We start from the raw sequence: 20251 nt of genomic DNA on the forward strand, positions 1-20251 counted from the left end.
TAATGCTGAAAACCCGTTTAATTGCCGCCGTTGCCCGAATAGCTCAGTCGGTAGAGCAGAGGATTGAAAATCCTCGTGTCCCTGGTTCGATTCCGGGTTCGGGCACCACTTCTTAATTCTTTTCCTTATTTTTATATTCCATAAGCTCAACTGGTGCACCGTTAACTTCAATGAAAGCAACCATGAGATCTTCACTTGGCGAATTAGGTTTTATGATCACTTTCTGATCTTTTATTGCTACAGACAAATCATTAACAACAAATGCCACATGTGGGACAGTTTTTACCAATTCTGGATAAGGTGCATCTTGCCAATATCGTTGCCACTGGATCCCAAAAGGATTATTTTGATGGTCTGAAACCGTCATCTTTAAATGCGCTAAATCAATCTCGCCTTCAAAGTTATCCGTTGTTGGAATACCGATATGATTGAACTTCATATTTAGTCCTCTCATTAAATCTTTATCAAATTAGCTAAGGTCTTTTCAGAATAACATAGCCTTTTTAAGTTATTCGTTAACGAATAACTGCGACACTGAAAGTATGATAGATTAAAGTGCTAATAATGATAAAAGATAATGACAAGGACATCTAATGAGCGAGAATATTGAACAACAAAAAGCTCACCTACAAAAGGCTTTTACCACTCTTTGTACCCACTTTGATCGCAATCCTTATCCTGAACAGCAATCACGCAGTGACAGTCTAACAAGATTAAAACAAGCCATCTTGAAGCACCAAGACAAACTTATCTCTGCAGTTGATGCCGACTATAATGGACGTTCAAGAGACGACACCATTATTGGTGATATTCTCCCAAGCATTAACCACATCAATTACACATTAAAACGCCTAAAGAAGTGGATGAAACCACAACGACGTCATGTGGGTATGGCATTAGCACCTGCAAGTTTGAAAGTTTACTATCAACCCAAAGGCGTTATTGGTGTCATCGTGCCTTGGAACTTCCCTATTATGCTTGCGCTTGCTCCCCTTGCGACTGCTGTCGCTGCTGGCAATAAAGTGATGTTAAAGCTGTCAGAGTTTACGCCAAATACGAACGCAGCAATAAAATTGATGCTCAATGATGTTTTTTCTGAAGACGAAGTCGTTATTATTGAAGGTGAAGCTGAAGTGGCCGCAACGTTTTCTTCTCTTCCATTCCATCACTTAATGTTCACTGGTTCTACAGGCGTTGGCAAGCACGTTATGAAAGCGGCTTCCGAAAACTTAACCCCTGTTACGCTTGAGCTTGGCGGAAAATCTCCCGTGGTGATAGCTGGCGATATTGATATCGCAACAGCTGTCGAACGTTTAATTTATGGCAAATGTTTAAATGCTGGGCAAATTTGCGTTTCTCCAGATTATGTACTTTGTCCTAATAACAAAATCGACGACTTCGTTGCTGCGTATAAAGCTAAATTTCAGAGTATGTATCAGAAAGTCGAGGGTAATAACGATTATGGCGCTATCATCAATCAACGCCAATTTGACCGTTTAAAAAGCTTGCTTGATGATGCTAAATCTAAAAGTGCCAAAATCATTTCTGCTTCAGGCGAAGACATTGGTGAGCAGAAAAAGTTTGCCACTCAGCTTATCCTCAATACCACCGATGATATGAAAGTAATGCAAGAAGAAATCTTTGGACCTATTTTACCAATCGTAGGTTATGACCAACTGGACGAGGCGATCAGTTATATCAACGACCACCCAAGACCACTTGCGCTTTATATCATGAGTTTTGAGAATTCAACCCAACAAAATATACTGTCAAACACACATTCTGGTGGTGTTTGCATCAATGATACTGTAATGCATGTTGCAGCCGATGATGCACCTTTTGGTGGAATTGGGCCATCAGGTATGGGTCACTATCATGGTTTTGAAGGCTTTCAAACATTCAGTCATGCTAAAACGGTTCTAAAAAAAGGCTGGTTTGATGCAGGCAAATTTATCCACCCGCCTTACGGTACCAAAATCCAACAGTTTCTTTTCAAGTTCTTTTTAAGATAACTCCACATTGAGCTAACCTGAGTCTTTACGTGAACATCATCAGTAATCAATGGCTTTGTTCGTCCACGCAAAGACTCAGGTTAAATCAGCATTATCTTGGCAGCCAAACTTGTACCGTAAGCCCGGCAGGCTGCCGATGATGCAAGCTAATCTGGCCATCGTGGGCTTCAATGATCTCACGACAAAGTGGCAAACCAAGCCCTGTTCCTGTCTGTTTCGTTGAGTAGAAAGGGAGTAATGCTTGTTGCATCACTTCAGCAGACATCCCCATACCTTTATCACTGACTTCAATTAAACAACCAAGCTTACCTTTTAGCGTGATTGAAGCGACTTTCATAGAGATGTTTTCAACTTCAGAGCCTGACTCGTGAGCATTTTTCAATAAGTTCAACAGTACTTGCTCTAATTGGATATGATCAAAAAAGCCCGGTTGTGAGGGTAACTCTCCATCTAATGAAAATGGATAATGTTGTGCCAGTTGCTGCGTTATTATTTCCCAACTGACGGAAGACTTTTGCGGTAATGGTAATTTCGCAAATCGTGCATAGTTAAAAATAAATTGATTCAAATGATCACAACGACTTTCAATCGTATTAAAAATTAACTCCAACTGTGGAGAAGACGTGTCTTTTGTTAATTTTCTTCCTGAATTCACCATTGATGAAATTGGCGCTAATGAATTATTTAACTCGTGGCTGATCAACCGAATTACTTTTTTCCAGACCGCAACTTCTTGTCGATTCAGTTCTTTGGTCATTTGCTTAATAAGCAGTAAATCATGTTTCTGATTATTGAGTGCAAAAGTACCGCAACTGATATGCCAGCTTTCTGATTGTCCACCAGCTGAAGTAAACAAGCCTTCACGCTTGTTTTTTATGTTATCCGCTAACTCTTCATCAATATTGTTGAGTAATTCTGGTAAAAAGCGCCCGGCAATATGTTTGCCGTCATTAAACAAGTGTCGTGCAGCATCGTTAGCGTAAATGATCTGTTGTTTTGGGTTAAACAGCAGCATAACATTCGGTGAGCTTTGAATTACTTTATCGAGCAGTAATTCACGCTGATATATGTATTGCTTCTCTTCTCGCAGGATCTCAGACACATCATTGAAAAGCTCAACCAGATGGCTGATTTCTGATTGTTTGGTTTTCGGTAAACTCACGCTAAAGTCATTATCTTTGAAGTTAAGCAATCCAACTTCAATGGCTTGTAAACTGTCCGTAAGACCTTTATTTAACCAACTAACAATATTGACAGAACCCATCGTAATGAGTGCGATACACAACCAAACTACGTCAAATCCGAGCCACTCTTTGGCAGTTTGCCACCATGTTTCGGGTTGTTGACTCCAGTTTAGTATGAAGTAGATAGCTACAGCACTCAGGCCAACACAAAGGCCGGTGTTGAGAGAAAGTTTTTGTTTGAAAGACAACATTAGCGAGCGATCCCAAACTTATCCAGACGGCGATATAGTGCTTGACGACTTAAACCAACAGATTTTGCGACTCTGGCAATGACACCATCATGCGCTTTCATCGCAGCAACTATCTCATCTTTACTGATATCGTCATTATTTGGCGCTGAGACTCTGATCTCGTCAACGGCATCTGATAACCCAAAGTCTACTGCGGTTAATTTATTCTCCCTTGCTAACAACACTGCACGTTTACATGCATTTTGTAATTCACGAACATTACCTGGCCATAAATATGAAGTTAGTGCTTTTTGAGTCGTTTTTGACAGACTGAACTCAGGGCCAATAAAGTGCTGAGTTAATGGCACAATATCATCTACTCTGTCGCAAAGCGCAGGCACTTTGAGCTCAATAACATTGAGTCGATAATATAAATCTTCCCTGAACGTCCCTTCAGTAATATCTGCTTTTAAATCAGCATTGGTAGCACTGATCACTCTCACGTTGCATTTATGAGTTTGGCTACTGCCTAAACGCTCATATTCACCTGTTTGCAGTACTCGCAATAATTTTACTTGGCCTGATAGCGGCAAATTACCGATTTCATCAAGAAACAGCGTCCCACCATTGGCGGCTTCAAAACGACCAACTCGGGCTTTTGTTGCCCCAGTAAACGCCCCCGCTTCTGCACCAAATAACTCGGCCTCCATTAGCTCACTGGGTAGTGCACCAATATTCACTTTTATAAGCGGCTTACCTTTGAGTGGAGAGTTCGCATGGAGGATATCGGCAATTTTATCTTTACCTGCACCATTGGGGCCTGTCACTAAAACGGATACATCTGAATTGGCTAGTTGCAATGTAAGATCTACTGTCCGTTGCATGGTGCCACTGGCATAAACCAAACCGCATAAATCAGCATCAGCAATAGCAACATTGCGTTCAGTTTCTGCTTTCACTAACTTCTTATTTGATTGAGTCAACTTATGCAAAGAAATCAAATTACCAATACTAGTCAGTAGCTTATCATCATCCCAAGGCTTAGACATATAATCTGCACGGCCTTGTTTCACTAACTCGACCGCCATTTCTAGTTGAGTCCATGCGGTGATCAAAATGATAGGTAAATCTGGCTGGGTTTCTCGAAGAGCAAAGAACAAACGCTTGCCTTCAGTACCTGATGTGGTGTCAGCGCTGAAGTTCATATCTTGAATCACAAGAGAAATATCTTGCTGTGCAACAATGTCTTTTGCATCTGATTCTGTATGACAATAAAGGGCATGATAACCATTGAGTTCAAGCATTAACGCTAATGCTTGGCAAATTGCAACGTTATCGTCGACAACCAGTACATTATCCATGTGTTTATGATTTTTCCTTTGCGATTTGGCGCTGGCGGACGCCAGCACCGAATATAAAACTTATACGCTTCGAGTTGCAGTTGCAGGTGAAATACTTGCCGCTTTTCTCGCAGGCAGAAGTACTGCAATCGTGGTTACGATAAATAATCCAAACACTGTAGCAAATGCATAACTAATATCCAACATTGGTAGATCATAATGCTTCATCAATTGGCGCCCAAGTTGAACCGCTAACAAACCACCTAATATCCCTGCCGACAAACAAATTAGATAGTTTTCAATAAGGAACTGGTTGATGATATCAATTTTTCTCGCTCCTAACGCTCGGCGTGTACCTATTTGCTTAGTACGACGTTGAACATTAAACATCACCATACCTGACAAACCTAAGGCACTTACCAGTAATAACAATGCAATTACGATTGTTAGAATACTGACCATTAAGGCATCATTTTGATAAGACCTCTCCCTATACTCTTTAATCGTCGTAAAGTTTGGAAATACACGCTCAGGGTTTTCTGCTAGCAATACATCTTTAATTTGCTGTTTAAGTTCAGGAATGTCTGCTGAATTTGCACGTACCATATACATACCATTGCTATTCATACTGGCATAATCCTGATTAAACAAAATGCTGTTATTTAGCTGATCAGAATGCACCCAAGCACCTTGTAACTTATCAACGACACCAATTACCTCAATTGGGTTTTCGTTCCCGTGGTATAAAATCTTGCCTACCGCTGATTCTCCGTCCCAAAATGCATCGGCAATCGTTTTGGTAACGAGCACTTTTAAGCTGGTTGAGTAACGATCATTCAAAACTTCTTCAGGGTAAAAATCACGACCTTCAATTACTTTTAATCCAAGAGTTTTTACAAAATCAGGACCAGCCATATACTGTGCAGATTGCGGTGTACGCCTTACTCCTTCGGCATCAGGATCAGGCTTGTCAAGCAGTCCAGTAGACCAACCTCCGCCACTGAGTGGAAACATATTGGTTGAGGTGACACTGATGACGTTTGGTAAATCACGCATTAACTGCATGTCACGTTTGTTTTGCACAATAGGGTCCATTGCATCATCGAAATTATTCACTCGAAAAGCTAAAACCTGAGCTTCATCGATGCCAGATTCACGGCTCATCAATTTCAATCTTTCATTGATGATAAAACTCGCATTAGCAATGATCGCTACTGAAAGCACCATCTGAATGAACAATAAAACAGGACCACTCTTACTGCGTAATAAACTGCTTATAATCGGTTTAATATGTAACATATCGGCGCCCTCCTTATTGGCTCTTCAGATATACACTAGGTTTTGTTCGACACACTACCCAAGCAGGATAAATGCCCGCTAATAATGCCGTACCAACCGCAATAACAGGGGTAATTATCCACATACTGTTATCTAATTGAGTTAACGCTGCGTCGGTGCCAAACTTATCGCCAAGCACTATAAGTGAACCCCATGCCAACAGCAGACCTATTGCACCACCAAAGAGCCCAATGACACCAACTTCAACCATATATTGACTGAATATTTGTCTGCGACCAGCACCAATAGCTCTACGGACGCCTACTTCAGGTGCTCGCTTTAAGAATTTGGTCAGTAACAAACCTAGAATGTTAACCAGACATACCGAAAGGAATAGAAAACCAAGACCGACTAAGATTTTATTATCCTCTTCAACTACTTGCCTTAACTCTAACCACTCTTCAACGTTTGAAAGTCTCACTGATTCCTCTGGCGTTTTATCATCAGTGAATCGGCCTAATGCTTTTTGTTGTTCTACATAACCAACAAGCTGCCTTTTGTATTCTTCAACTTGCTCAGGCGTATTGAGTTCCGCCCAAAACATAGTCCATGTTTTTTCTGAGTTGATTCTGTCTTGAAACGTATCTAGCTTTTCGTATTTCCAGCCATTGGTGTTGCCCCAGGTATCTTGCTCTTCAACCGGCAATAATGAGAACGGCATAAACATGAGCTCCGCATCATTAAATGCACCATTGCTGACATCATAGTACTTAGGCTGCGGATTCCAATCACCAATGATTCCGACGATTTGATAAGGTTTTTTATTCACATAGACCGTCTTACCGACATTATCGCCACCGCCAAATAATTTTTGATTTAATTCATCTGCGATAACAACGTGATAAGCCGCATTAACATCTACATCAGCATTCCATGTAGTACCATAGAGGAATGGCACCTCAAACATTTCAAAAAAATCACGATCTACTGAGCGAATACTTTGCATAAATGCATCTTGCTTAGGATCATCGGTTTGCACCACGCCACCAGTACCATGCATGGCGGTTTGCCTCACTTGAGGCTTAATGTTCCTTAAGTTCTGAATATCTTGATAAGCCAAAAGCGGCGGTATCTTTTCCCAAGAGTTAGGCCCTTGGCTCCAAAGTTGAACTCTCAGTAATTGAGTGCTTTTTTCTCCTGCAGGGTTATGCGCCATCATTTTGTAAACGTTTAATGTGGTAATAGTGATACCAATACCAATGGCAATAGCGAAGATCATCAATAGAGATAACCCTGGGGTTTTGCGTATGCTTCGCCATGCTAAGTCTAAATAATGTAAAAACATGCTCTGCTCCTTAAGCCGTTGCTTCTTCTAATGCATCATTTTTTTCTTCTGCAACCGCTTCAGCATGTGGCTGATACATGGTGAAATCACACACTTGTCCATCCACAATTTGAATATTGCGCTGAGCACGGCGAGCTAACTCAGGATCGTGCGTTACCATTATGATGGTAGTTCCTTGCTGGTTAATTTCTTCCAAGAGCTCCATCACTTGACGAGCCATTAAACTGTCTAAATTACCTGTTGGTTCATCAGCCAGAAGGAAACGAGGATTCCCCGCTAGCGCCCTTGCAATAGCGACACGTTGTTGTTGTCCACCAGAAAGTTGTGATGGAAGATGTTTCTGGCGGGAGGCTAAGCCGACTTTTTCGAGTGCATCATTCACTCGTTGTTTACGCTCTGCACTACTCACACCGCGATACCTCAATGGCACTTCTACATTTTCAGCTAGATTAAGATCAGGGATGAGATTAAACCCTTGGAAAATAAAACCAATTTTCTCGTTACGAATTTTTGCCAGTTTATTATCGTTCAGTTTGGCAACATCAATGCCGTCCAGCAAAAACTCGCCATCAGTAAACGACTCTAGTAAACCTGCAATATTTAGAAAGGTGGTTTTACCTGAACCGGACGGCCCTGTGACCGACACAAATTCGCCCTCTTTAACATGTAGGTCAAACTCTCTCAATGCATGAGTTTCTACTAAATCCGTTTTAAATACTTTGTTGATTTTCTTCATTGACAACATAGGGGTATCCTTTCTTTAAAATATAAATTCGATAATTGAGTAAACAAAAACATTCAAACTTGTGGTTTCACTGACTAGCTCAGTAAGTTCTACGGCATTCGCCCCAAAGGCAAACCAGTTGTTAAAGTCTGGAAGTGCTGAATCAAGAGCTAAAGCAAGTACTCCGAGTGCAATAAGACTAATAAGCTTCTCTTTCATAACAATATCCTTTGGGTATGCTTTACTGTCTGACACGAAGTGTTTCAGCGTTTTTGAAACTTTCTAAATCGGACACTATCCATACATCACCTTCTTTAGCGCCTGACATCACTTCGATGTGGCTCATGCTACGAGCACCTAATTTGATTGGAATTTGTTTCGCTAACTCGTCTTCAACTTTGTAGGTGTAACGCCCACCCGTTGAATTGATAAATGCGCCTTTCTTGACCATCAATACATTTGGACGGTTCTCTAATAACACTCGAGCTGACAGACGCTGATTTTGACGAAGTTTAATGGCTTGATTGTGGTCGAATCGGACACGGGTTGTAACTTCACGATTACGCACTTCAGGAGAAATGGACGACAACTTACCCATCATTTTGCTGCCCGCAATATTAAGCTCAACATCCATGCCTAAACCAAGCTCATCGGCATAAGATTCAGAAACCGAAAGCTCAGCTTCGAAAGCACTTAGGTCAACAACCGTCAATACTGGCTGGCTAGCTGCAATACGTGCCTTTTGTTCTACTAACCAGTTACCAATAATGCCGTCAACAGGCGCTTTTATTTCAAGATCTGCAAGCTGACGTTCGAGTTCTGAAACGACTAGCGCCTGTCTATCCACTTCTAAAGTTTTATTTTTAACCTCAAAAGCCAAACGGTCTTCCATCAGTTCAGCTTCTTTTTCCGCATGAGCATGAGACAGTTTTGCTTTTTCTAAGTCGTCCTTACTTTTCTCAAAATCAATTTTAGAAATAAGATTGTCTTCAATCAGTAAATCACTGCGGCGACTCTCTCTGTCCGCTGCGGACAGTTCAACTTTTGCCATATCTAGACTGCGATTTGCAGTGAGTTGATCACGCCTTGCATCCAGTTTTGCACGCTCTAATTCGCTTTGCATACCTGCAAGCAATGCTTGCTGTTGTTGTAAACGACTTTGCAGGTTAGGGCTTTTTATAATGGCAAGAATCTCACCCTTGGACACTGAGTCACCTGGGCTCTTCTCAAGGGTAACGATACCCTCTTCGGTTGAGTACAAAACTGGAGCGTTAGCAGCAACAATTTTACCTGTCGCTGCAATATCTCTGATTAATGTGCCACGGGTTACGGTAGATAAACGTAAATCGGATTGTTGAACTGACTTAGATGCTGATTCACCACTAAAGATAAACCAAGCGATCAAGCTGATAATAAAGAAAATACTGGTAACTATTAATGGCTTTTTATATTGAGTCGTAGTCTTCGGCTGAATTGTTACATCCTGCCCGCTTGTGTCCTTTATCATTTTTGCTATCCAATTTATCGTATATACATCTAGAAAAGCAGAAGACATGCCAACATTAAATGTGTAATAAAAACAACATATTACATGTGAAGTGAATTTATAATTGAATTCGGTCAGTGTCCGTGGACACTGAAAAGTGTCCGAACGATTAAAGTGTCCACACAAGATAAATTAATTAAAGTTAAGCAAGAAAAACTAAAGTATCCACTCAGTCATTAACTTCATGATCAACTCATGCCATGATATTTTTAGTGCCAGATATATTTTAGTGACAAAGATATTACCGATCGTTTTTTGAGCACACCTTCTTGATTGCAAAAACTCAAAGGTTGAATTTGAACCTGAAAGAAACCGTCGAGAAGCTTATTACCATAGTAATGAGAGCATCGTTAATATAAGTAACTCATTCAAGCTAGGGTCTGTTGACCTTTCAGGATTAAATTTTGTGCTATTTTAGCGTTTACCTGTTCAAGGCGTGAGCAGTGAAGCTTAGTCATCTAAGTGAGCTGGTCACAACACAGAACAGTGAACGCTAAAAAGCATCGAAAAAAGAGAAAGCAAAAATTGGTCGCCCTTTCAAAATAAAAAGTACTGCGTTATCGCTTGTTTATTTGGAAACGAAGTAACGACAGTTTTATATGTCGGTAATAACCAAACCGCACAAGCGCCGCCTTGCATAAAATAACCAATTTATTGCTGCAAAAACAATCACGAAAGATCAACAGACCCTAATGTTAAATCAATTATTGTTCTTTAAATCTACCCCACATGTTTAATCAATATTATATCTTATTACATAAAGTACTTTCTGCTCTGTGCATGATTGTATTAAAAATGACGAATCAGGCTGTCACTTAATACCACTTTGGTTAGGTAAGTAATGGATTGTAATATTGAGGGTAGGAGTAATTTTAAGGTATAGAAGTAACAGTCTCCCTTCAATCTCTAAGGAGATAAATGATGTTGAAACGCATAGTCACCGCAGCTGTAACAATCGCTTTAGCAACTACAGCCATCGCAGCTCAAGCTGAAAACTCCCAACCTGAGTCAAATTTTGGTTCAAATACAATACCAGCACATAAACTACAACCAGCGAAACCAATACCAGCAGTTCCAGCTGCACCAATTTTGCCACCAAAAGCTGGACACCAAATACCTATACTTCCAGCTCATAAACTCACCGCCTTTAAAGGACTTGAGATGGGATACCATGGAAGTCTCAACGCTGACTTAGGTCACTGCAGGTTGTTTGGCGATGAAAGTCCTTATAATGTTAGCTTCCGAAGCGCTTTCTTTTCTACATCTGATGGTTCAAAAATGCGACTAGATACTAATGGTATTCCTAGAGATGTCTATCACTTTAGTAATGACAGCCTTGTTTACACTTCTGATGCAAAAGAGTTAAACGTAATTAGATTCCTGGAAGTCGGAGCGACTCACTCAAAAGTAATCATTAAAACAGCAGTAATTAGTGACGACGACATGCAACCGATTTGGAGCACATATAATTTTAGATGTAAAAACAAGTATGTGACATTTAATATGAAATAGCTTTGAGCATTATAAGGGAGAGTTTATCTCCCTTTTTCGACTATAGCGTCTGCAAAAAAATTCCAACTGCTGAACCAATCGCAATAAACCATGATAGTGATCTTAACGATGCATAATCAAGTAAATAAAGAAGGTGATATACAATGCGAGCACCAACGTGAACCATTGCTAAAGTAACCACCGTATCGTTAACATTGTCGGTCGAAATAGCCGTTAATGCTGCAACTGAAAAAACGATTAATGACTCAAATGCATTTTGATGTGCAGCTAATGCTCGGGCACCAAAACCTTTTAATTCTGCCTGCTGAGCTCTTGGGTGATGATTGTCATACTTCCCCAGCTTCGCCATAGCAAAGGCTACGGGGGCTTTTGCAAGATATGGCAGTATTAAACTGATAAATAAACATATTAGTAGGGTAGTCATTTTGAATCCTTGTTATTTTTAATGAATGTATTCTTTCTCACCTTATCTAATACACTGCAGACCAATTTAACGCCTTCAATTGCTCTTGTAGTTGGACGATGTAATAAATCTGCATTCAATTGATAAATTTTCTTGTTTTTAACTGCCGTAATGTTTGGCCATTTGCTCCAATCTATTCCTTGAATATTGCCTTTATCTTTACTTTGCAGAATAACTTGTGGATCAGCCAAAAGCACGTTTTCGATACTGACCTGCGGATAATCACTGCTTGCAGAATAAAATACATTGTCACCATTACAAACAGAGATCAACTGCTGAATCCAACTGTTTTTCGCTACAGTCATTAATGGGTTTGACCATAATTGATAAAAAACTTTTACTTTGGGTTTGCCGGCATTTTCATTTCTAATTTGAGCAAGTTGAGCCTGATACTCCATAGCCACGGCTTGAGCTTGCTGTACATGGCCAGTCAACTTACCCAGCTCTAATAGATCATTTGCAACATCATTAAGTGAAGATGGACTACTGTCATAGAGAGTAAAACCCAACTTTTTCAAGCGATTGATGTCATCAGGTTTATTACCTTTTCCCCAAACTACGATGAGATCAGGGTTTAACTCAAGCACTCGTTCAATTTGAATACCATGGTAACCCCCAATCGATGGAATTTTTTTGGCTTGCTCTGGAAAGTCTGCATGATCGACTGCTGCAATGATTGAGTTACCTGCACCAATAGCAAATAATTGTTCAACGGCATGGGGAGATAGCGCAATAATTCGCTTTGCAGGCTCAGCCCAAGCTATAGAGTTTGTCGTGAAAAAAGCAAAAATAAAACAGAAGATAAGTCCCTTTAATCTTTTCATCAGTAATCAAATCCTACTTGTGCTTTTATGCCTGCTTCGAACGCATGTTTAATCGGCTTAACTTCACTTACGGTGTCCGCCAAATCAATTAATTTACGGTGACAAGCTCGCCCCGTAATAATGACATGTTGCATTTCAGGGCGATTATTAAGCGCTTTAACCACTCGCTCAACATCCAAGTAGTGATAACTCACCATGTAAGTCAATTCATCAAGCATCACACAATCAATGGAGTCATCAGCCAGCAGTTTTTCTGCCGATTCCCATGCTTCAGTTGCTGCGGCAATGTCTTTTTCTTTATCTTGAGTTTCCCACGTGAATCCGGTTCCCATGACATAAAAATCAACGCCAACTTTTTCGAGTAAATTACGTTCGCCGCATTCCCAAGTGCCTTTGATAAATTGAACTACAGCTGCTTTTTTTCCATGACCAACGGCTCTGGCTACCGTGCCAAACCCAGAAGTAGACTTGCCTTTACCGTTACCCGTTAATACCAAAAGAATGCCTTTCTCTTCTTGGGCAGCTTCGATTCTTGCATCTACAGACTCTTTGAGCTTTTGTTGACGTTGCTTATGTTTATTATCTTGTTCAGACATGATTCCCCTTTTCTATTTTTGCAACGATTTTTACTACCGCTCTTCCACAAAAATGTGAACTTTTCGTTGCTTCAATTTTTAATGCTTCTGCTAAGCGTTGATATTTTTCGTTAGAAAGCCAACCCTGTTCAACGGCAAGCTTTGGAAATTCAGCTTCGGCCCATAAAGTAGCGACAAATTTACCAAATGTTTTTCTGTGTTCTGGAGAACCAATCTTGCATACAGCCGCGGCTTCTTGAATCACGAAACCATCTTGTGAATATATTTCTGGTAAGCGTTTACCCACATCCGGATCTCCACCATTAAATTCCAGTGCACGATTGAGGCTTTGATAGAAAAATTCATACGCTGAATTTTTTGGATAATATAAATTAGCTTCAGAATGTTGCTCTAGTAAACCTAGAATGCCGTTAGGTTTTAAAATACGTTTGAACTCGTTTCTGATTTGAGTTTGCTCTTTAAAGTTGAGCAATACGTTTGCACACCAAATTGCATCAAAACTGTTATCCTCAAATGGTAAGCTAAAGATACTAGCCACTTGAAAATCACAATTGTTAATGTTCCCCATTTTGGCTTTTTCATTAGCAAGCTTTATTTGTGTTTCGGAGATATCAACGCCTGATACTTTACCCTGATGTAACCTTTCTGCAAATTCTAAGGTAAGATTTCCTGGCCCACAGCCTACATCCAATAATGTCATTGAAGGAGTAAGGTGGCTAAGAAAAATATCAGCTTCATTTTTAACACTACGATGTTCAAGTAAAGTAATGGCCGCTGGACTGTAACCGAAAGTATAAACCTGAGTCATATCATCTCCACTATTATACTGATTCGCTAAAATTCACACACCTTTGCGATATCAATATATTGTTCGCAAGCATCTGCTAACCGTTCAATTTGCTGCTCTCGGATTTCATCTATATCGACAGTTTTATCCGACGTTAATCCAGCCCATTCTAAAATGGCTTTTAGGCAATCTGGCGCATCAAATAAGCCGTGCAAATAGGTCGCTAAAATTTGTTTATCATCAGAAATCACACCATCAAATACATTACCACTTGGGTGCTCTAACTCGATGGAATGCTGACAAAATTCTGTATATGTCGATTCTCCGCAATGGATTTCATACCCTTGAACAGCAATCTTTTGTTGTCCTATTACCAAGTTTCCTGTGACATTCTTAAGGTGCTTCTCAGAATTCAGCGTTGTAGTAACAGGTAAATATCCCAAGCCAACTTCGTTAGTTATACTTCCCTCTACACCATATGGATCAGCAATAACTTGTCCGAGCATTTGATATCCACCGCAAATTCCAATCAGTTTGCCACCGTAACGCAAATGTCTTTGAATTGCCTCATGCCACTCAGAACGCTTCAAAGCCCTTAAATCTTCAATCACATTTTTACTTCCAGGAAGAATAATCACATCTGCATTTATTACTTCAGAGCTATCGGATAATCGAACATAACTGAATTCAACTTCTGGATGTAACCGTAATGGCTCGAAATCAGTGTGATTGCTGATCCTTGGTAAAACGATCACTACGATTTTAAGCTTGGTTTGCTGTTTCTGAATTTGATGTTGTGGAATGGCGTCTTCTGCATCTAAATGTAACCCTTCAAGATAAGGCAAAACACCCAAAACTGGTTTACCCGTATATTCTTCAAGCCAATCTAAACCGGATTTCAATAAGCTAATGTCGCCACGAAAACGGTTAATCACAAAACCTTTTATTCTTGCTTGTTCTGATTCAGATAGTAGTGCGAGCGTTCCCACTAAATGTGCAAACACCCCGCCTTTATCGATATCAGCAATCAGAATGACAGGGCAGTCTACTTCTTCAGCAAATCCCATGTTCGCAATATCACCTTCCCTCAGGTTAATTTCTGCTGGGCTGCCTGCGCCTTCAACAACAACATAATCAAATTCAGATGTTAATCTTTGATAAGACTCAAGCACGGCTTTCATTGCTCTGGCTTTATAGCTAAGCCCTTGTTTGCCCCAAAAGTCAGTCGCTTCAAGTGAAGTGAGAGCTTTGCCATGAACAATTACTTGCGCTCGTTGATCTGAACTTGGCTTCAATAGAATCGGGTTGAAATCAGTTCTTAATGCCTGATTAGCCGCAACAGCTTGCAGTGCTTGAGCACGACCAATTTCTCCACCATCTTCAGTCACCGCACTGTTCAGCGCCATATTTTGGGGTTTAAACGGTGCAACATTACGGCCTTGCCTCGTAAAGAGTCTGCAAAGGCCTGCGACTAAAGTGCTCTTTCCTGCATCAGACGTTGTCCCTTGTACCATCAGCGTTTTAGCGACCACCTTTTAACTCCATTGGCAACCCAGCAATAACTAAAGTGACCTTATCAGCCATGGCAGCAACAGCTTGATTCAACCAACCAGCTTCATCTACAAATTTTCTGGATAGCTCCCCTAGGGGCACAATACCGCTACCAACTTCGTTTGAAACCAATACAATGGTTTGCTCTGTTTGTGATAAAAAGCTCAACAGCTCAGTTTTTCTTTGCTGCCAAAGAGTTTCATTATTGATGAGCTCATTGGTTAACAATAGGGTTAAACAATCAATGAGAATCACTGCACGTTCAGGTAGGCGATTAAGTGATAATGAGAGTTCAAGCGGGCACTCAATAACCTGCCAATCCAGTTGAGAGTCATTGCGCTGAGATTGATGGTGTTCAATTCGTAGCAACATTTCATCGTCTTTTGCTTGTGCAGTAGCAATGTAAATTGGCTTATCAACGTTGCAATAACCAGCCGTTAATGTCTCTGCATAACGACTTTTCCCGCTTCTTGCACCTCCAATGACCAAATGAATCATCCATGCGCTCCTAGCAATAATAATGCGGTATAAATGACGATCTCACTGATTTGTTGTGCTGCACCTAATGTGTCACCGGTATAACCACCAATCTGTTTACGGAACCATAACACGGTAAGAAAGCGAGTAATCGATAATAACACCAATAAACAAATGGCCGTAAAACCATCGAGAGTGAAGAGAATCACTAACCCTGTAGTCATTAAAATAAGCAGTTCATTTAAACTTTGCTCATTTGCCAAAGGCTTTGATTTAGAGTCATCAGACTCACGAACATAGTCTTCGGTAAAAATAATACTGGCTGCAAGTACACGACTTAAACCGTGGCTGGCGATAATAGCGATAACAGCATAGTTCGGATCATAAAGTGCGAGTTCGACCAGCAACTGCCACTTTAAGCCAACAACTAAAATGAGCGCTAATGCGCCGTAACTCCCAAGGCGAGAGTCTTTCATGATTTTCAGTTTATCGTCGGGCTTCCAACCACCGCCAAAGCCATCGGCGGTATCCGCTAATCCATCTTCATGAAAAGCGCCGGTAATGATCACACTGGTAACCATCGATAGAATAACCGCAATACTCGGCGGTAAATAAAGTTGCGCACACCAAAACACACAAGATGTCAGGGTACCAATCACTAACCCCACCAAACCGAAATAACGGCTTGCTTGATTTAATTTTGTTGCATCAACTTCGACCCAAGATGGCATCGGGATCCGAGAAAAAAAGCCCAAAGCAATAAAGAATAAATCCAACTGTAGATGCCAATTCTTTTTCATTGGTGGTTTACTCGATGACATTATCGACTTGTGCCTCTTCAAAGCTCGCCATTTGATGATAAAACGCCTGTGCCGACTCTATTAGCGGTAATGCTAATACGGCACCAGTGCCCTCGCCCAAACGTAATCCTATATCTAACAAAGGAATAGCGGAAAGTTCATTCAGTAATACATCATGAGCTTGCTCTTGTGACTTGTGAGCAAAAATCATGTATTCACGACTGTTTGGTGCAATTCGATAAGCGAACAAGGCTGCAACTGTAACAATAAAACCATCAACTACGATCAGCTTACCTTGTTCGGCAACGGCCAGGATGGCACCCACCAACTGCACAATTTCATAGCCACCTAAACAAGCAAGTTGAGATAGGGGGCCATCAAGCTGCCCTTTATGTAATACTATGGCTTGCTCAATAAGCTCCACTTTTTTAGTTAAAGCTTTGGCATCGATGCCTGTACCTGAACCGACCGTTTCTTTCACCGGAAGATTAAGTAGTGCAGCCATTAAAGCCGAAGCGCTACTGGTGTTACCTATTCCCATTTCACCAAAAGCGAAGATGTTCTTACCTTGTTGAATATAAGAATGAATAAGGGCTTTAGCCTCTCTAAAACCTTGGTTAACTTGTTCAAGAGACATGGCAGAGTGCTGGTGAAACGGATATGTACCATTTCCTAGCCTTTGATTTTTTAAATTAGGAACATCATTAAGCTCGATTCTTAATCCACAATCTACGACCTGAAGTGGGTACTGATGCTGCTTACAAAATACATTAATCGCTGCGCCACCAGCTGCAAAATTCATCACCATTTGTTGAGTGACCGCACTCGGTGCGATAGAAACACCAAAGTCGGCGATACCATGTTCAGCAGCAAAAATAATAACTTGAGGGTTTAGCTTTTTAGCTTGCTTCCCTAATACTCTGACCAATTGAAAAGCTGTGTTTTCAAGCTGCCCGAGCGCTCCGAGTGGCTTCGTTTTATGATCTATTTGATGCTGAATAAGCGAATCGTTATCCGCAGATGGCTTAGAAATATTGTACAATTTAAGACCTTTTTTGCCTTGAAAGCAGAAAAATAAAAAACACACTACCAATAGCGGCAGTAATTATTCCCACGGGTAATTCTTGGTTAGCGAGTAAAGTTCGAGCCAAAACATCCACCCAAACCATAAAGCACGCCCCTAAAAGAGCGGTTAAAAACAGTGGCGATTGATTTGGGAAAAGCATTCTTACTGTGTGCGGGATCATTAACCCAACAAAACCAATACCACCACAAGCCGCAACTAACGTGGCGGTGAGTAAACTGCATACAAGTAAAATGCCTAGCCTGACTTTAGCGACATTGATTCCAAGCGTATGTGCAGTCTCATCCCCTAACTGCAGAGCCGCCGTTAAACGTCTGAATAGCCATAGGCAAATAAAACACAACGCAACGATAATAAATGGCATTGTCAGGTTATCCCAAGAGGCTTTTGTAAAGCTCCCTAAGCTCCAAAATAGCACAGCTGCCGCAGCACGAGGATCTGCAAAATACAACATCAAACTGCTTAGTGCACCAAACATGAATGATACCGCCACACCAGCCAACAACATTCTTTCAGCTTGCTGCGCTATCCCTCTACCAGAGAGCGCAATCACAATCATCACTGATAAACTAGCACCAATAAAGGCTGCCATTGAAAGCCCCATGTGACCAAAACTACTTAATACAGCAACTTGACTGCTAAATAAGGTCAAATATGAAATGGCGCCAAGTGAAGCGCCTGAGCTGATACCAAATAAAAATGGATCAGCTAGTGGGTTCCTTAATACAGTTTGTAATGCATGTCCTGCAATCGCTAATCCGCTACCTGCCAATACTGCTAATAAGACTCTGGGCAATCGTAATTCGATGATGATCCGATCAATGATGCTAACTTGATGACTGCTATTAAAGGCATTTACTAAAGCATTAAGCGCTTGAGAAAACGAGACATCAGCCGCACCAAACCCCAAAGAGAAAACAATACTCACCAATAACAAAATAGAACTAATGAACAAAGGGGTGCGGGCCGTTGACACCTTAGTCACTGAGGAAGTGGTTGTTGAAGTCATGACACTCCCTCGACATAAACTTGAACACTTTCCTTTGGTGTGTACCCATAAAAGTATTGGATCAGTGGGCGTCCATTTTGAGGGTGTTCAGTCACTTCACTACACACACCAAACACGTCTGCAATTCTTTTTTCAGTTAACACCTGTTTAGGAGTTCCAAATGCAGAGACTTGTCCGCTTTCTAACATCAACAAATTATCACACAAGCTGCTAGCGAGATTAAGATCATGAATCGAAGCCATTACTGTGATATTTAGGCTTTTTACTAGCTCTAAGAGCTGGATTTGATAACGGATATCGAGGTGATTAGTTGGTTCATCTAAAATCAATAATTTGGGTTGTTGTACGATCGCTCGGGCAATTAAAGCTCTCTGCTTTTCACCGCCAGATAATGATTTAAAATTCTGCTTTGCTTTATGGCTTAACTCAACTTTGGCTAGCGCAGAACTCACTTTTTGATGGTCCTCTGCGGTAGTCATTGATAATAAAGACTTATGCGGAGTGAGCCCTAGCATCACCAATTGTTCAGTTGTGATATCCAAAAAACTCGGGGTATCTTGTTGCACCACTGCGACATACTTAGCAATTTCATTAGCAGAATACTCAGCGAATGGTTTTCCAAAAAGTTGAATTAAGCCGTTATCAGCTTTGATAAATCCGTAAAGACAGCGCAATAAACTCGATTTACCAGAGCCATTTGGCCCAATTAAGCCAAGCATCTGTTTTTCAGCAAGCTCAAAGCCGACATCAGACAATATCTGATTACCATCAATCGACCAATTAAGATTACTGACGCTAAGTGCGGTGTTATTCAATGTGGCTATCTAACTAGAATTAATGTGATTTTGGCCATTGTAACCTTAAATGGCGTCGACCGTGATCATCTTCAATCACATTGATTTCAACAACGGCGGCATAAGGTAAATCAAACTCTCGAAATAGGCTGTGCCCTTTACCTAAACTAAGCGCTAATGCGATGGCCTGACGAATAACACCTGCGTGAGTGATCACCAATGCAGTAGGATGCTTTTCTTCATCAACAGCTTCGGTATTGGCAAGTAAATCATCAATGATTTGGGTGATTGCACCTGTTACTCTCATTTCGAAGACTTCCATCGGCTCACCATTTGGTGGTGGTGTTTTCCAAGGATCATCCCAGAATGCAGAAAAGGCTTCAGGCTCTTGCTCAAAAATGTTTTTGAACTCTTTACCGTCCCAATCACCAAAATCGAATTCAGCCAGTGATGGCATCACAATGCCATTGTTATCGTATTTCTCAGCAAAGTAAAAACAGCGCTTTAAGGGAGAGGTATATACTGAAAGCGTATTTACATCAAAGCGAGAAACGGCATCCCACATTTGTTGTTCACCTTCCTTAGATAAAAGAACATTGGTCAATCCCCGAAGGATTTGGCCACCTTCACATTCACCGTGACGTAAGAAAATCAACTTTGCGTTTTTCATCAACCTACCAAAAATAGTATTCAAA

The 20251-nt window shown here is 40.8% G+C and carries 21 protein-coding genes and 1 tRNA gene; 3 read left to right on the top strand and 19 right to left on the bottom strand.

All coding sequences use genetic code 11. The features are described from left to right. The first annotated feature begins 32 nt into the window (after positions 1–32). A tRNA-Phe gene (locus tag AC1EU2_RS07700) sits at positions 33–108 on the top strand. Positions 109–112: 4 nt separating this feature from the next. On the opposite strand, the gene AC1EU2_RS07705 is transcribed toward AC1EU2_RS07700, so the two are convergent. Then, entirely contained in the window at positions 113–439 is a 327-nt protein-coding gene (locus tag AC1EU2_RS07705; RefSeq protein ID WP_480297566.1) for a hypothetical protein, read from the bottom strand. Positions 440–593: 154 nt separating this feature from the next. On the opposite strand from AC1EU2_RS07705, the gene AC1EU2_RS07710 reads away from it, so the two are divergent. After that, positions 594–2012 carry a coniferyl aldehyde dehydrogenase gene (locus tag AC1EU2_RS07710; RefSeq protein ID WP_480297567.1) on the top strand — a complete coding sequence of 473 codons (1419 nt, stop codon included), beginning with the start codon at positions 594–596 and terminating at the stop codon, positions 2010–2012. A 91-nt stretch (positions 2013–2103) separates the two neighbouring features. Here AC1EU2_RS07710 and AC1EU2_RS07715 read toward each other — a convergent pair whose 3' ends face one another. From AC1EU2_RS07715 to AC1EU2_RS07745, 7 genes are read right to left on the bottom strand one after another with little or no spacing between them, the layout of a single operon-like run. Beyond that, positions 2104–3447 carry a sensor histidine kinase gene (locus AC1EU2_RS07715; RefSeq protein WP_480297569.1) on the bottom strand — a complete coding sequence of 448 codons (1344 nt, stop codon included), beginning with the start codon at positions 3445–3447 and terminating at the stop codon, positions 2104–2106. Continuing rightward, the gene (locus AC1EU2_RS07720; protein WP_480297570.1) at positions 3447–4787 is read right to left on the bottom strand and encodes a sigma-54-dependent transcriptional regulator; all 1341 of its coding nucleotides are present in this window, start codon (positions 4785–4787) and stop codon (positions 3447–3449) included. Before AC1EU2_RS07720 ends, AC1EU2_RS07715 begins: the two co-directional genes overlap by 1 nt. A 60-nt stretch (positions 4788–4847) precedes the next feature. After that, positions 4848–6065, bottom strand: a complete 1218-nt coding sequence (locus AC1EU2_RS07725; RefSeq protein ID WP_480297571.1) for an ABC transporter permease — start codon at positions 6063–6065, stop codon at positions 4848–4850. Between the two features lie 13 nt (positions 6066–6078). After that, the gene (locus AC1EU2_RS07730) at positions 6079–7389 is read right to left on the bottom strand and encodes an ABC transporter permease (protein WP_480297573.1); all 1311 of its coding nucleotides are present in this window, start codon (positions 7387–7389) and stop codon (positions 6079–6081) included. A gap of 10 nt (positions 7390–7399) precedes the next feature. After that, on the bottom strand, positions 7400–8134 hold the full coding sequence (locus AC1EU2_RS07735) for an ABC transporter ATP-binding protein (protein WP_480297574.1): 735 nt from the start codon (positions 8132–8134) through the stop codon (positions 7400–7402). 15 nt (positions 8135–8149) lie between these two features. Next, the gene (locus tag AC1EU2_RS07740; RefSeq protein WP_480297576.1) at positions 8150–8332 is read right to left on the bottom strand and encodes a hypothetical protein; all 183 of its coding nucleotides are present in this window, start codon (positions 8330–8332) and stop codon (positions 8150–8152) included. A gap of 22 nt (positions 8333–8354) precedes the next feature. Continuing rightward, positions 8355–9620: an efflux RND transporter periplasmic adaptor subunit gene (locus AC1EU2_RS07745; protein WP_480297578.1), complete on the bottom strand. Its 1266-nt coding sequence runs from the start codon at positions 9618–9620 to the stop codon at positions 8355–8357. A gap of 960 nt (positions 9621–10580) precedes the next feature. Here AC1EU2_RS07745 and AC1EU2_RS07750 point away from each other — a divergent pair. Further along, on the top strand, positions 10581–11171 hold the full coding sequence (locus tag AC1EU2_RS07750) for a hypothetical protein (protein ID WP_480297580.1): 591 nt from the start codon (positions 10581–10583) through the stop codon (positions 11169–11171). A gap of 40 nt (positions 11172–11211) precedes the next feature. On the opposite strand, the gene AC1EU2_RS07755 is transcribed toward AC1EU2_RS07750, so the two are convergent. The 11 genes from AC1EU2_RS07755 to AC1EU2_RS07805 are packed head-to-tail and all read right to left on the bottom strand — an operon-like array spanning position 11212 to position 20226. Beyond that, positions 11212–11595, bottom strand: a complete 384-nt coding sequence (locus AC1EU2_RS07755) for an MAPEG family protein (RefSeq protein ID WP_480297582.1) — start codon at positions 11593–11595, stop codon at positions 11212–11214. Continuing rightward, a complete protein-coding gene (locus AC1EU2_RS07760; RefSeq protein ID WP_480297584.1) occupies positions 11592–12458 on the bottom strand; it encodes a cobalamin-binding protein in 867 nt (288 codons plus the stop codon). The genes AC1EU2_RS07755 and AC1EU2_RS07760 overlap by 4 nt, the downstream gene beginning before the upstream one ends. Next, on the bottom strand, positions 12458–13054 hold the full coding sequence (gene cobO, locus AC1EU2_RS07765; RefSeq protein ID WP_480297585.1) for a cob(I)yrinic acid a,c-diamide adenosyltransferase: 597 nt from the start codon (positions 13052–13054) through the stop codon (positions 12458–12460). The genes AC1EU2_RS07760 and cobO overlap by 1 nt, the downstream gene beginning before the upstream one ends. Then, complete coding sequence (locus tag AC1EU2_RS07770; protein WP_480297586.1) at positions 13047–13862, bottom strand: methyltransferase domain-containing protein; 816 nt, start codon at positions 13860–13862, stop codon at positions 13047–13049. The genes cobO and AC1EU2_RS07770 overlap by 8 nt, the downstream gene beginning before the upstream one ends. Positions 13863–13888: 26 nt before the next feature. Then, positions 13889–15355: a cobyric acid synthase gene (locus AC1EU2_RS07775; RefSeq protein WP_480297640.1), complete on the bottom strand. Its 1467-nt coding sequence runs from the start codon at positions 15353–15355 to the stop codon at positions 13889–13891. 7 nt (positions 15356–15362) lie between these two features. Continuing rightward, positions 15363–15890, bottom strand: coding sequence for a bifunctional adenosylcobinamide kinase/adenosylcobinamide-phosphate guanylyltransferase (gene cobU, locus AC1EU2_RS07780; protein ID WP_480297587.1), 528 nt, complete (start codon positions 15888–15890; stop codon positions 15363–15365). Continuing rightward, positions 15887–16669 (bottom strand): adenosylcobinamide-GDP ribazoletransferase, encoded by a 783-nt coding sequence (locus tag AC1EU2_RS07785; RefSeq protein WP_480297588.1) that lies wholly within the window; start codon positions 16667–16669, stop codon positions 15887–15889. The genes cobU and AC1EU2_RS07785 overlap by 4 nt, the downstream gene beginning before the upstream one ends. 7 nt (positions 16670–16676) lie before the next feature. Then, entirely contained in the window at positions 16677–17711 is a 1035-nt protein-coding gene (gene cobT / locus AC1EU2_RS07790) for a nicotinate-nucleotide--dimethylbenzimidazole phosphoribosyltransferase (protein WP_480297589.1), read from the bottom strand. Between the two features lies 1 nt (position 17712). After that, positions 17713–18762: a FecCD family ABC transporter permease gene (locus AC1EU2_RS07795; protein WP_480297591.1), complete on the bottom strand. Its 1050-nt coding sequence runs from the start codon at positions 18760–18762 to the stop codon at positions 17713–17715. Then, positions 18759–19577 (bottom strand): ABC transporter ATP-binding protein, encoded by an 819-nt coding sequence (locus AC1EU2_RS07800; RefSeq protein ID WP_480297592.1) that lies wholly within the window; start codon positions 19575–19577, stop codon positions 18759–18761. Before AC1EU2_RS07800 ends, AC1EU2_RS07795 begins: the two co-directional genes overlap by 4 nt. 19 nt (positions 19578–19596) lie before the next feature. Next, complete coding sequence (locus tag AC1EU2_RS07805) at positions 19597–20226, bottom strand: histidine phosphatase family protein (RefSeq protein WP_480297593.1); 630 nt, start codon at positions 20224–20226, stop codon at positions 19597–19599. Positions 20227–20251: the final 25 nt, after the last annotated feature.

Source organism: Parashewanella sp. 2304DJ23-3 (genome assembly GCF_056591695.1).

Coding starts and splice junctions, on each gene's coding strand:
- AC1EU2_RS07715 (WP_480297569.1), bottom strand. CDS start 3,447: ATGTTGTCTTTCAAACAAAAACTTTCTCTCAACACCGGCCTTTGTGTT.
- AC1EU2_RS07755 (WP_480297582.1), bottom strand. CDS start 11,595: ATGACTACCCTACTAATATGTTTATTTATCAGTTTAATACTGCCATAT.
- AC1EU2_RS07705 (WP_480297566.1), bottom strand. CDS start 439: ATGAAGTTCAATCATATCGGTATTCCAACAACGGATAACTTTGAAGGC.
- AC1EU2_RS07710 (WP_480297567.1), top strand. CDS start 594: ATGAGCGAGAATATTGAACAACAAAAAGCTCACCTACAAAAGGCTTTT.
- AC1EU2_RS07805 (WP_480297593.1), bottom strand. CDS start 20,226: ATGAAAAACGCAAAGTTGATTTTCTTACGTCACGGTGAATGTGAAGGT.
- AC1EU2_RS07760 (WP_480297584.1), bottom strand. CDS start 12,458: ATGAAAAGATTAAAGGGACTTATCTTCTGTTTTATTTTTGCTTTTTTC.
- AC1EU2_RS07745 (WP_480297578.1), bottom strand. CDS start 9,620: ATGATAAAGGACACAAGCGGGCAGGATGTAACAATTCAGCCGAAGACT.
- AC1EU2_RS07740 (WP_480297576.1), bottom strand. CDS start 8,332: ATGAAAGAGAAGCTTATTAGTCTTATTGCACTCGGAGTACTTGCTTTA.
- AC1EU2_RS07720 (WP_480297570.1), bottom strand. CDS start 4,787: ATGGATAATGTACTGGTTGTCGACGATAACGTTGCAATTTGCCAAGCA.
- AC1EU2_RS07750 (WP_480297580.1), top strand. CDS start 10,581: ATGTTGAAACGCATAGTCACCGCAGCTGTAACAATCGCTTTAGCAACT.
- AC1EU2_RS07785 (WP_480297588.1), bottom strand. CDS start 16,669: ATGAAAAAGAATTGGCATCTACAGTTGGATTTATTCTTTATTGCTTTG.
- AC1EU2_RS07730 (WP_480297573.1), bottom strand. CDS start 7,389: ATGTTTTTACATTATTTAGACTTAGCATGGCGAAGCATACGCAAAACC.
- AC1EU2_RS07735 (WP_480297574.1), bottom strand. CDS start 8,134: ATGTTGTCAATGAAGAAAATCAACAAAGTATTTAAAACGGATTTAGTA.
- AC1EU2_RS07775 (WP_480297640.1), bottom strand. CDS start 15,355: ATGGTACAAGGGACAACGTCTGATGCAGGAAAGAGCACTTTAGTCGCA.
- AC1EU2_RS07795 (WP_480297591.1), bottom strand. CDS start 18,762: ATGACTTCAACAACCACTTCCTCAGTGACTAAGGTGTCAACGGCCCGC.
- cobO (WP_480297585.1), bottom strand. CDS start 13,054: ATGTCTGAACAAGATAATAAACATAAGCAACGTCAACAAAAGCTCAAA.
- AC1EU2_RS07725 (WP_480297571.1), bottom strand. CDS start 6,065: ATGTTACATATTAAACCGATTATAAGCAGTTTATTACGCAGTAAGAGT.
- cobU (WP_480297587.1), bottom strand. CDS start 15,890: ATGATTCATTTGGTCATTGGAGGTGCAAGAAGCGGGAAAAGTCGTTAT.
- AC1EU2_RS07770 (WP_480297586.1), bottom strand. CDS start 13,862: ATGACTCAGGTTTATACTTTCGGTTACAGTCCAGCGGCCATTACTTTA.